Annotated in this window: 10 protein-coding genes; 9 read left to right on the forward strand and 1 reads right to left on the reverse strand. The window is 42.8% G+C overall.

All coding sequences use genetic code 11. The features are described 5' to 3' along the window. The first annotated feature begins 20 nt into the window (after window positions 1–20). From ASU00_RS06865 to ASU00_RS06890, 6 genes are all read left to right on the forward strand, one after another. Window positions 21–665 (forward strand): HD domain-containing protein, encoded by a 645-nt coding sequence (locus ASU00_RS06865; RefSeq protein WP_057912715.1) that lies wholly within the window; start codon window positions 21–23, stop codon window positions 663–665. Continuing rightward, window positions 662–2,539, forward strand: coding sequence for an ABC-F family ATP-binding cassette domain-containing protein (locus ASU00_RS06870; RefSeq protein WP_057912716.1), 1,878 nt, complete (start codon window positions 662–664; stop codon window positions 2,537–2,539). Before ASU00_RS06865 ends, ASU00_RS06870 begins: the two co-directional genes overlap by 4 nt. Before the next feature lie 129 nt (window positions 2,540–2,668). Then, window positions 2,669–3,805: a conserved virulence factor C family protein gene (locus ASU00_RS06875; protein WP_057912717.1), complete on the forward strand. Its 1,137-nt coding sequence runs from the start codon at window positions 2,669–2,671 to the stop codon at window positions 3,803–3,805. Between the two features lie 336 nt (window positions 3,806–4,141). Beyond that, window positions 4,142–5,827 (forward strand): dihydroxy-acid dehydratase, encoded by a 1,686-nt coding sequence (gene ilvD / locus ASU00_RS06880; RefSeq protein WP_057912718.1) that lies wholly within the window; start codon window positions 4,142–4,144, stop codon window positions 5,825–5,827. A 396-nt stretch (window positions 5,828–6,223) separates the two neighbouring features. Next, on the forward strand, window positions 6,224–6,664 hold the full coding sequence (locus ASU00_RS06885; RefSeq protein WP_057912719.1) for a BrxA/BrxB family bacilliredoxin: 441 nt from the start codon (window positions 6,224–6,226) through the stop codon (window positions 6,662–6,664). A 67-nt stretch (window positions 6,665–6,731) separates the two neighbouring features. Next, the gene (locus tag ASU00_RS06890; protein ID WP_057912720.1) at window positions 6,732–7,511 is read left to right on the forward strand and encodes a class I SAM-dependent methyltransferase; all 780 of its coding nucleotides are present in this window, start codon (window positions 6,732–6,734) and stop codon (window positions 7,509–7,511) included. Here the strand turns inward: ASU00_RS06890 and ggt are convergent. Further along, window positions 7,493–9,205, reverse strand: a complete 1,713-nt coding sequence (gene ggt, locus ASU00_RS06895) for a gamma-glutamyltransferase (RefSeq protein ID WP_152983698.1) — start codon at window positions 9,203–9,205, stop codon at window positions 7,493–7,495. The two genes, ASU00_RS06890 and ggt, sit on opposite strands and share 19 nt — an antisense overlap. A 433-nt stretch (window positions 9,206–9,638) precedes the next feature. Here ggt and ASU00_RS06900 point away from each other — a divergent pair, with 433 nt between their 5' ends. From ASU00_RS06900 to ASU00_RS06915, 3 genes are all read left to right on the forward strand, one after another. Further along, window positions 9,639–10,256, forward strand: coding sequence for a YpjP family protein (locus ASU00_RS06900; protein WP_057912722.1), 618 nt, complete (start codon window positions 9,639–9,641; stop codon window positions 10,254–10,256). Between the two features lie 179 nt (window positions 10,257–10,435). Next, entirely contained in the window at window positions 10,436–11,191 is a 756-nt protein-coding gene (locus tag ASU00_RS06905; RefSeq protein ID WP_057912723.1) for a TerC family protein, read from the forward strand. A gap of 594 nt (window positions 11,192–11,785) precedes the next feature. Further along, complete coding sequence (locus ASU00_RS06915) at window positions 11,786–12,496, forward strand: anthrax toxin lethal factor-related metalloendopeptidase (protein WP_057912725.1); 711 nt, start codon at window positions 11,786–11,788, stop codon at window positions 12,494–12,496. Window positions 12,497–12,533: the final 37 nt, after the last annotated feature.

A 12,533-nucleotide genomic window follows, 5' to 3' on the forward strand; every position in this document is an offset into this window, starting at 1 on the left:
TAAGGACATGGAGTGGTGAAATGAAACAAGCGATGATTAGTTTAACGGAGAAGTATGTACATGATCAATTGAATTTAGATGCCAGCGGCCATGATTGGTTTCATATCGATCGTGTTCGGAAGCTGGCTTTACATATTGCAAAAGAAGAACAAAAAGGGAATGAATTCATCATTGAAATGGCGGCCCTGCTTCATGACATCCCGGATGATAAATTAAACGAAGATGTTCATGCTGGTTGGGGAAAGTTGGATGAGTGGTTTGAGGAAATAAAATTGGACAGCGATATCGTTGACGCCATTAAACGGATTATCGACTCCATTTCATTTAGTTCGGGGCAGCTGAAGCTTTCATCGATAGAAGCTGAAATTGTTCAGGATGCGGACCGATTGGATGCATTGGGTGCCATTGGGATTGCGAGGACATTTGCTTATGGCGGGAAAAAGGGACGACTTATGTATGATCCTTCGTTGCCTGTAAGGGAAAACATGACCAAGCAGGAATATAGGGAGGGGAAAAGCTCTTCCGTTCATCACTTTTATGAAAAATTGCTGCGACTGCAAGAAATGCTTAATACCAGTACCGCCAAAAAGATTGCTAGTGAAAGACATGAATTTATGGTTGGATATTTAAAGGAATTTTATAAGGAATGGGATGTACGCTTATGAAAGTTTTTAGCATGGAACAAGTTATGAAAACCCAAGGAGAGAAACTCCTTTTTAAAGATGTATCTTTTTCGATCACTGAAGGGGAAAGAATCGGGATCGTCGGTATTAACGGCACCGGTAAATCGACATTGTTGAATATTATTGCCGGATTGGAAGATAGTGATCTGGGAACGAAGGATCATCCGAACGATTACACGATTTCTTATCTATCACAAGATCCGCATTTTGATGAGAAATTGACGATCATGGAATATATGTACGAAAGCTCAACACCAGTATTCTCGTTAATCAAGGAGTATGAAAAAACGCTGGTTCAACTCCAGCTGGACCCACAGAATGGCGCTGTTCAGGATCGATTGTTAAAACAGCAACAGGATATGGACTCGCTTGGCGCCTGGGATACGAGTGCCAATGCCAGAACGATATTGACCAAGCTTGGCCTTCCCGATCACTCACGGAAGTTGGGAGAGCTGTCAGGGGGCCAGAAAAAACGTGCGGCTCTGGCAAAAACATTGATTGAAACCCCTGATTTACTGATTTTGGATGAGCCTACGAACCATCTCGATTTCGAAAGCATCACTTGGTTGGAAGAATACTTGGGGAAATACCAGAAGTCGGTTTTATTCGTAACCCATGATCGCTATTTTCTTGATCGTATTTCCAATAAAATTTGGGAAATCGCTCAAACGCAGCTTTTCGAATATAAAGGAAACTATGCGGATTATTTAGAGTCCAAAGCCATTCGTGAAGAGAACGAATCTGCCGAGAGAACGAAAAAGGAAAGCTTATTCAAAAAAGAACTAGCCTGGATCCGTAAAGGTGCTAAAGCTCGGACTACGAAACAGAAGGCTCGTATCCAGCGTTTTGAAACGTTGGAATCGGGTGTGAAGGATAAGCAAAAAACGGAGAGCCTGGAAATGGAATTGAGTGGTGCCCGGCTTGGGAAAAAGGTTCTGGAGCTGCAAGATGTCTCTAAATCCTTTGGTGATCAATCCATCATCAACCATTTTTCCTTCCTCTTTAAACCGGGTGATCGAATTGGCATCGTCGGCAATAATGGCAGTGGAAAATCGACCCTGTTGAATATATTGGCGGGACGGGAGCCGATCGATGAAGGAAACCTGGAAATGGGGCAAACCGTTAAAATTGGTTACTATACGCAGGAAAGCGTCGATATGGATGAGAACCTTCGCATGATCGAGTATATTCGCGAAACGGCCGATTCAATTGCTCTTAAAGATGGCAGCTTCATTTCCGCCGCACAGATGCTTGAACGGTTCCTCTTTCCGATGGGATCTCATGGAACGCCAATCCGTAAGCTTTCCGGTGGCGAAAAAAGGCGATTATATCTCCTGAATATATTAATGGCCGCACCAAATGTCCTGTTATTGGATGAACCGACGAATGACCTGGACACGCAAACCTTAACCGTTTTAGAAGATTACCTAGAAACGTTTTCAGGTGTCGTCATAACCGTATCGCATGATCGGTATTTCCTGGATAAGACATGCCATCAGCTTCTTGTCTTCAAGAAAAAAGGGGAGATCGATTTCTATTATGGGAATTACTCCGAGTTTCTCGAAGAAAAGTCGGAAGAGGCGACACCTGTAAAAACGCCAGAGCCTCAGCCTAACCGCACGGAAAAGAAAAAGAAAAAACTAACCTATGCCGAAAGTAAGGAATGGGAAGAAATTGAAGGAAACATGGAACGAGTCGAGCTGCGCCTCAAAGACATCACGACGGAAATGTCAGCAGCCGGGAGCGATTTTGAACGAGTCCGCCTGCTGCTTGAAGAAGAAAAGGAACTAAATGATAAATCCGAGCATTTAATGGAAAGATGGACGTATTTAGCGGAAAAATTGGAAGCTGAATAAGCGGGAACTGTACCAAGGTAAAAAACGTGGTCCAGTCTTTTTTTTGCCAATCTCAATTGCATGAGAATATAGCTTCATTGTGATAATATCTAGTACATGAAAACGTTTTGTAAAAGGAGAGAGATAAATATGAAAATAAAATCGATAGAACCTACACCAAGTCCGAATACAATGAAAATCAATCTAACCGAAGAGCTTTTAGCAGGTAAAAGCAATAATTATAAAAAGGATCAAGCTGAACAAGCACCTCAGCTTATTAAAGATTTATTTACGATCGATGGAGTGAAGGGTGTCTATCATGTTGCGGACTTTTTGGCAGTTGAACGCAATGCGAAATTTGATTGGAAAGATATCTTGATCGGAATCCGACAGGTGTTCGGAGAAAAAACGGAAGAACAAAACGAGCAAACGATCCTAAATGAACATTATGGTGAAGTAACGGTAGCGATCCAACAATTCAAAGGCATTCCGATGCAAATTAAAGCGAGTGATAGCCAACACGAAAAACGTTTTGCCTTACCGGATTATTTCCTGAAGGGGATTTCCGCTGCGCAAAAAGAAGATGATAACGTAGTTTTGCTTCGGAAATGGAAGGATTACGGTGTAAGATATGGAGATATGGAAGATATCGTCAAGGAAGTATCGGACGAGCTAATTGCCGCTTACCCGGAAGAACGGATTAAACAGCTTGTTGCGGCAACTGAACAAACCGCCGATAAGAAAGAAGCATTCGTGAAACGGCCAAAAGTAAAACTGACTGCAGCATTGCTCAATGACGAAAGCTGGGAAAAGCGTTATCAGGCTCTGGAACAAATGGAAGATCCAATGGTCGATGATATCCCGGTATTGGATATGGCACTGTCTGACAGTAAGGTCTCCATCAGAAGGCTTGCGGTAGTTTACTTGGGGATGATCGAGGATAGAAAAGTGCTACCAAGTCTTTACAAGGCATTGAAGGATAAGAGTGCTGCTGTAAGACGGACGGCTGGTGACTGTTTATCCGACCTGGGTTTTGAAGAGGCGATGGGAGAAATGTCGCAATCACTCTCGGATAAAAATAAATTGGTTAGATGGAGGGCGGCGATGTTTTTATACGAAGCCGGTGATGAGTCAACCCTTCCGTACTTAAAGCAAGCGGAACAGGACCCTGAATTTGAAGTTGCCCTGCAGATCAAGATGGCGATTGACCGGATAGAAAATGGGGAAGAAGCAAAAGGCTCGGTATGGAAGCAAATGACCGAATCAAGACAAGCTAATGACAAGTGATACATTGGGAAAAACGTAAAACGATCTCAAAAAATAAAGCCAAAAGGGATGCGGATGATTTAATTCGCATCCCTTTTTACATTTTAGGGGCGATTCTTGAAGTCGTTGGACAATTTCAGGTCGAATTTCAAAACACTAAAAAATGGAACATTTTTCAATATTACCGAGTTTAAAAGATATAAATTTGCTCTCTATTATTTTAGTAAAATGATTTTTGTAGATTATTCGTGTTGAATGGTTGCATTTGAATGTAGATATGTTAGAATTTTTAGAGTAAACTAAAAACTATATTATCTGAATTATTAAACATTTAGTGGAAATCGGGGGTACAACAAAATGTCTACATCAAGCAAGAGAAGTGACATGATAACAAAAGGAGTCGATCGTGCTCCTCACAGAAGTTTGTTGCGTGCAGCAGGGGTTAAGGAAGAAGACTTCGGCAAACCGTTCATTGCGGTTTGTAATTCTTATATTGATATCGTTCCAGGGCATGTCCATCTTCAGGAATTTGGAAAAATAGTCAAGGAGGCCATTCGTGAAGCGGGCGGTGTTCCTTTCGAATTCAATACGATCGGAGTGGACGATGGTATAGCAATGGGTCACATCGGCATGCGCTATTCCTTGCCTAGCCGGGAAATCATCGCAGATTCGGTGGAAACGGTTGTATCGGCACATTGGTTTGACGGAATGGTCTGCATTCCAAACTGTGACAAGATAACACCGGGAATGATGATGGGAGCACTTCGTGTCAATATCCCGACAATATTCGTAAGCGGCGGGCCCATGAAAGCAGGTAAAGATAAAAACGGAAAATCTCTTTCATTAACATCCGTTTTTGAAGGTGTCGGTGCTTATCAAGCAGGTAACATCAATGAAGAGGATCTGCAGGAGATCGAGGAAGTTGCATGCCCGACTTGCGGATCATGTTCGGGTATGTTCACGGCAAATTCCATGAACTGTCTCGCTGAGGGTCTGGGACTTGCGCTTCCGGGAAATGGCACGATTTTGGCCGTGGCCGAGGAACGTAAAGAATTCGTTAAGAAATCGGCGAAACAATTGATGGAAATCATCAAGCAGGATATCAAGCCACGTGATATCGTGACGAAAGATGCCATCGATAACGCATTTGCCTTGGATATGGCCATGGGCGGATCAACTAATACCGTTCTCCATACACTTGCACTGGCACATGAAGCAGGATTCGAATATCCAATGGAGCGCATCAATGAAATCGCGAACCGGGTACCGCATTTAGCGAAAATTGCCCCGGCATCGGATTATCATATTGAAGATGTACATAATGCCGGTGGTGTCAGTGCCATCATCAACGAGCTGCTCAAAAAACCAGGTGCCTTTAATGGGGACTGCCTATCCGTTTCAGGCAAAACGCTCCGTGAAAATGTTGTCGGTTGTGAAATCATGGACAAAGATGTCATCCACCCTCTTGAAAACCCGCATTCTGAGCGTGGGGGGCTTGCGGTATTGTTTGGAAATCTTGCCCCGCAAGGCTCGATCATTAAGGTGGGGGCCGTTGACGCATCGGTTGGTGGGTATCACAGAGGACCTGCGATTTGTTTCGATTCCCAAGAAGATGCATTATCGGGAATCATAACCGGAAAGGTGAAGGAAGGGAATGTAGTGGTCATCCGCTATGAGGGACCTAAAGGTGGCCCAGGTATGCCGGAAATGTTGGCACCCACTTCCCAAATCGTCGGAAGGGGCCTTGGAGCCAAAGTCGGCTTGATCACCGATGGACGTTTTTCGGGTGCGTCCCGCGGCATCAGCATCGGTCATATTTCTCCTGAAGCCGCTGAGGGAGGCCCAATCGCCTTTGTAGAAGATGGTGATATCATCGAGCTGGACTTGGAAAACAGGACCATCCAATTGGAAATATCCGCTGAAGAATTCGAAAAACGCAAAGCCAATTGGAAAGGCTTCGAGTCCAAAGTGAAAACAGGCTACTTAGGACGCTATTCCGCGCTTGTAACGAATGCAAGCTCAGGCGGAGTCATGAAAGTATAATTTGGCAGTATGCTCTAAATGAAACAGACCTCATGGGGTTTGCTCAGATTGTAGACAAAAGGGGTCCGGAACTTAAAAGTTCCGGACCCCTTTTGAAATTCCTTTTGGCAATTTGTACTCTCAATAGCCATTTTCATTGGTTGTTGAGTATTTTAATAGTTCTCCATTGTCCAAAGGTAACAATACAATTATTCAATAAAAAAACTGAAGACAAACTCTGTTTGTGTTTGTATAGTGTCAGATTGAAATGAAAAGGATTACCATGTTTCTTGCAGGTGAAAGAAGCCTTCAGCCATAGCATTGAATTCAATGAGAAGTAAGCGTTATTATTGCATATTCACGCAAAAATATAGTATGATTAACTAATTGAAGAATTGTAATCTAGGGGGTTTTTTTATGTCGATGGCATATGATGAATATATGAAACAAATGGTGAAGCCAATGCGTGCAGAACTGGTTCAAGCAGGTTTTGTAGAGTTGGAATCCGCTGAAGCGGTTGAAAACTTTATGAATTCTGTAGATGGTACCACTCTAGTGGTCGTTAATTCAGTTTGTGGCTGTGCCGCAGGATTAGCTCGTCCAGCTGCCACCCAAGCCGTTCTTCAAGCAGAAGAGGGTAAGCCGAATCATCTTGTGACGGTTTTTGCCGGTCAAGATAAGGAAGCAACAGCTAAAATGCGGGAATACTTCGACGGAATAGAACCTTCTTCACCATCTATGGCTCTTCTAAAAGGCAAAGAGGTTTTACACTTCATTCCTCGTCATGATATTGAAGGGCAACCAATGGAAGCGATAATGGAAAATTTATTAACGGCATTCAGCCAAGTAAATAAGTGATGAAATGGAATGTCCCGGTAACGGGGCATTCCTTTCAAATTTATGCGTGTAAAAAAGGGGTAGGAGCATGTTTGTCACAACAGCAGGTAGAGCCGATGAAGAGGCGGTAATGTTAGCTAAAAGGGTAGCAGAAGAATTACATATCCCCTTTATAGCCCGGAAAAAGCGCTCGGTGCGCGATATTCAATGTGAAAACGGAGAAGAAGACTGTCTAGTATATGGAAAAAAAAGAATGGAGTTATATCGATACAACGAGAAGGAACCATTCTTCTTTCATCCGAACCTTGCCATGATCCGCATGAAAAGGATCATTCGCGGCGAAAGTGATCCTTTTCTCCTTGCCGGAGATATATCCGCAGGCAGCTCTGTGCTGGATTGCACGCTGGGCTTGGGCTCTGATGCGATTGTCGCGAGCTTTGCAATCGGGGCACAGGGAAGAATCGTTGCATTGGAAGGCAATCCATATTTGGCCCTGCTAGTAGAACATGGTTTGAAAATGTGGAGTGATGCAGAAGAAAAGTTGATTGAAGCGATGAGAAGGATTGAGGTCATTCATGCCGATCATTATGAAATGCTTAAATCAATGCCTGATAAACATTTTGATGTAGTCTATTTTGATCCCATGTTTGAGGAAACGATTGCTGAATCACATGGAATTAAAGGGCTGACTCACTTTGCGGAAGGTAAGGCGCTATCGATGGAATTAATGGAACAAGCCAAACGGGTGGCGCGAAAGAGAGTCGTGTTGAAAGACCACTTCCGCAGCACCCGCTTTGAGGAATTCGGTTTTGATGTTCAAAAGAGAAAAACATCAAAATTCCATTTTGGCTACATTTCCGTTCTCTGATCAAGCTTATAATCTGCTTCATCCAAACCAATGGCACAGCCTTCTCGGCTCGAATCGGCAGCGCCATAATTAGAGCCATCTGAGTTGATTTGTATGGCCTGGACGTTCCCGATGGAATGGGGTACTTCATTGAAGGCGAATCCCATTGCTTCCAATTGCCCTTTGCTGTTCATGTCCATGCCTGCTTCCCATTCGATGTGCGGACCCATCGGCGTGAAAATCCTTGGTTCTTCAATGGCGTCTTTCAAGTCCATGTTCAAGTCGAGCACATTAATGATCGTTTGAACCACTGAACTGATGATGGTCGGTCCTCCAGGTGATCCAAGTGTTAAAATCGGCTCTCCGTCTTTAAAAATGATGGTCGGACTTTTGCAGCTGACAGGCCGCTTGTTCGGCTGCACTTCATTCATGCCGCCAGGAACGGAATCGAAATCCGTCAATTCGTTATTAAGCATGAAGCCATAGTCGGAAACCATAATTCCCGATCCGAATGGGTGTTCCACCGTTGACGTGCAAGCGGCAATATTGCCCCATCTGTCACGGACCGTGAAATGTGTCGTTTCACTGATATCTTCGTCATTGGGCTGCGGAATCACTTCGGTTTTGTTGACCGAATCATAGATCCAAGGGTTACCGAAGTCGATGGCGTTATTCCTCGACTTAAAATTAATGAAAGAGCGGCGTTTCGCTATATAGTCATCGTGCATGAGACCTTTCAGTGGTAATTCCGCAAATTCCGGATCAGCAAGAAATGCCTTTTTGTCGGTGAAGGCTAAGCGCATCGCTTCGGCAATTAAATAATACTTCTCCCAAGAATGAACATCATATTGCTCTATGTGGAAGCTCTCCAGGATTTTCAAGATTTGAATGACCGTGAAGCCACCCGCGCTTGGAGCCATGGATGAAGCGATCGAATAATCCTTGTACGTCCCATACATCGGTTCGTCAATGGTGGCTTTATAGTTTTGTAAATCGGAAAGCTCCATGAAACCGCCCAGTTCCTTTATACAGGAAATGATGCCTTTCCCGATTTCCCCGTCATAAAAAGCGGAAATTCCCTCGCGTTGCAATATTCGATACGTATTTGCCAATTTTTCTTTGATCAGTAAGTCTCCAGCTTTGAATCGTTTACCCTCAGGCATAAAGAAATTACGGGCTTCGTCGCCTAATCGATATTCAAAGTTTTCAAGAGCATCACAGAGCACCCAATTGACAGGAACACCTTTTTCGGCAAATTCAATCGAAGGCTCAATCAGGTCCTCAAGTGGCTTGCTTCCGTACTCTGAGAGAGCTTCATCCATCGCCTTCAAGATTCCCGGAATACCTATCGCCGTAGCCTTGATCGACCGTTCTCTAAATGGGATGACTTCACCATCATCATCAAGGAACATGTTAGGATGGGCCGCTTTAGGTGCCCTTACATGACCATCGAATATTTTTGTAACCTTGTCTTTCGCGTTATATACCATCAGGAAACCGCTGCCGCCGATGCCTGTCATCATTGGCTCTACAACATTGAGGGCGAATTGGATGGCAACCGCCGCATCAACGGCATTCCCGCCTTCACGTAATATTTTTTCACCAACCGACGTAGCTACGGGATGGGCGGTCACGACCATTCCGGCATCTCCTGAAGCCGTTTCCCGTTTATAATCTTCTTCTTTAGTGGTCCGTTTATTGTTGTCCAAAGTCATTCCTCCAGTATCCAGTCCTTTTATGAGCACTATGTGCGACTTTATGTGTGAAAAGAAAACCTTGCCATCGTAGGAGAATGACAAGGAGATTTTTCGTAAGTATTCATTTATTCTTAATCGGCAAATGATAAATATACGAAAAATGCTAATGTTACAAGACATAAAGCCACCATGGCAGTCGTGGTTAAAGCCATATAAGACCCTCCTTAAAAAGACTTGAATCTAATTAAGTTCTCCAAATATCGTCAAAATCCTTCATTTAAATTCGCGTTTTCGATATTTAGTGAAAAAGTTTGGGTTCATATCGCGTTATATAGGTATGTATCCTTTTTTAAAATTTTTCAAACATAGGACACTATATATTCGTAATTGCCAAAAAATAAAAGTATACTAAATATAAAGAAAATGAAGTCAAGAAGGGGGGAGTGTTAAGTTGAAAGCAACCGCTTGGTTCAGGAAAAGTCTCGTCATTTTAGTATCCGTTTTGACGTTCGGCCTTGTCACCCCAACAGATTTGGCGTGGCTTGCTGAAGCCGATTCGTTAAAGGATACCAAAAAAGGGTTGGTCGAAGAAGAAGGCTTAGCCTATCTTGCTTCACAGAATCGGACTGAACGGAAAGAGGAATTCAACCGGGAAGAGTTTTTATCAGGATTACTTGATAAAGCAGAGGAAAACGCATTTATGAAATTTGGCGAAAAGATCAACCCTAAAATCGGCGACGAATTCAAGTTGGCGATATTACCTAAAATGGAAGAGGCCATTGTAGAAATGGCCGAACATTTTCCAGATGAACAATTACAGCAATTAACGATTACCGAACAGCCAAGTGCAGGCAGGGCAGAGAAGATTTTCAATATTTATGATTCATTAAGCGGGAAGGATATCATCCGCTTCCACGTCAGGCAGGAAAATCCTCCGCTTGAAGGGTATTGGTTCAATTTTCACTATCATACTCATCATGATGCGTTTGCCACTCATTATGATATGGGCAAAATATATTGGGATAAAAACACACCGCCTGAATGGACAGGTAAACAATTGCTTTCTTAGGTTAAAATCATGATTTTATTTCAATGCAAGAGTAAGGTAAAAAGCAGTGTTTGATACGTTGTCATGCAACGTATTTTTTTGTGTTCAGCTTCAAATAGGGGATATTATCCCAGGCATTAGTGGGAATAATGAAGAATGATCATTGATTATGCAGGAATCGGAGCAGAGGAGTCTTTAACATGTCAGAGTTGTTGAATAATATCATTCAAACATATGCCCAATTTTTCGACTGGCCTATGTGGGTCGAGGTTTTATCCGATCCAGTGAGCTGGGGACTGATTGGAACGCTCGTTTTGATGGAAGGATTGCTATCAGCGGATAATGCTTTGGTATTAGCCGTAATGGTCAGGCATCTTCCGGTAAAACAGCGCAAAAAAGCCCTTTTTTATGGTTTATTGGGTGCATATGCCTTCAGGTTCGTAGCGATTGGTATCGGTGTTTTCCTCATTAAGTTATGGTGGGTGAAAGTAATTGGAGCGGCCTATCTCGGATGGCTCTCTTTTAAATACTTCCGGAATAAAAGAAGAAGACGAGCCGGGGATGAAGAAGCGATCGAGGGAATGAGTAAAAACAGCTTATTGATTCGTATGTTTGGTACGTTTTGGGGAACGGTAGCGTCAGTAGAACTGATGGATATCGCATTTTCCGTCGACAGCGTATTGGCTGCCTTCGGAGTGAGTGAAAAAGTGTGGGTCCTCCTTACCGGTGGGGTGATTGGAGTCCTGATGATGAGGGGGGTTGCAGGGGTATTCTTGAAATTGATTGATAAGGTCCCGCAATTGGAAACGGCGGCCTATGTGCTTATCGGGTTTATTTCAATTAAAATGCTGATAGCCGTTGTGGGAATTGAAATACCGCCCGCAATATTTTTTGCCTTCATTCTGCTGATTTTCGGCACCACGCTAGCATTACACTTTAAAAAAGAAAAAAGCTGAAAAAAGCTGACTTTGATGATTTTTACTATGAACGTTTCGTTTCACTGCGGGAGCTCGCTTTCCGCGGGCGGTCCGAGAGCCTCCTCGGCTTTCAGCTTCAGTGAAAATCAACGGTCAAATGGTATACCCCCATAAAAAAGCTGACACCTAGTAAATGGTGTCAGCTTTTTTTGTGGAGCAAATCAAGGATTTGAAGAAGGCCTGTAAAAGTAGTGAAGAAGAGCAAAGGCAATAAAAAATTGAGCCAGAGAGAAGACAGTAGAGGATGCAGCAGGATGCCTAAGAAAATGGAAAACAGTAAAAGGTCGAGAATGATGAAAATTTTTAAACTGTAAATATCAAGGACTTCTTCAGCGAGTTCCCGATTTTCGTTCAAAAGGGCATTTTTATTATTGGTTTCCATGAAATCACCTTAAGCCTTTTACACATTATATATATTTATTATATGAAAGATTGCAGCAATGGTGCTTCATGCGAGATGAACTGCTGCCAAATTTACCAATAAAACAAGGAGTTATCGCTTCTGTTGTATATGTTATACTAGAATAATAGTTTTAGAGGGATAATCGTGAAATGAAGGAAGGAGAGAAGAGTATGCAACGTAAAAAATGGCTAATAATAATAGCGGTATTTGCCTTTTTTTTATCCATGCTCTCCTATTCATTAGCTAAGGAAGATGGAGTGAAATGGCGTAGTTTGCCTAAAAATAATCTTTTGAGACAAGCTGATTTATTTAAGGATAATAAAGATTTGCAAAAAATATTTTTATTTCCAGAAGGGGAATTCGATGAACGCGAAGCGCTCAAAATCGTGAGAAGAATTGATAAGCTGCCCGATTCACTATTGGTGAAAACGGCTGACAGTGGTGTGAGGGTTAAATTATTTGAAGGAAGCCTGACTGAAAATCAATCTGCCGCTAAGTTAAAAGGAGAGACGCCCCGGGGGTATATCAACAAAAAAACGACCTGGGATGATGTGCCTGGCATGGGCGGATCTCATACCGTATTGGTCAAGATTGGAGCGAGCAATAAAGGCAACGGGCATGGATCCATCAATTTGGAGCTCCATGAACTGGCGCATTCCATAGATAATATTGTATTTGAAGGAATTAGGAAAGATATGGATTATTTGACGATTTGGGGTAAGGAAGTGGATGGGCTGTTTCCGGGTCAGTCGTATTTTTCTGATTATCCTGAAGAGTATTTCGCTGAAACGTTTGCCATGTTTTATGTAAACGCCGAACAAAACGAATTACTGAAACAAAAAGCACCCGAAACCTACCAGTTTATTAAACAATTAGATTAAACATTTGAGCCGATTTACGTTAAAATAAGATGAATGA

It is taken from the genome of Peribacillus muralis (genome assembly GCF_001439925.1).
Taxonomy (GTDB): Bacteria; Bacillota; Bacilli; order Bacillales; family DSM-1321; genus Peribacillus; species Peribacillus muralis.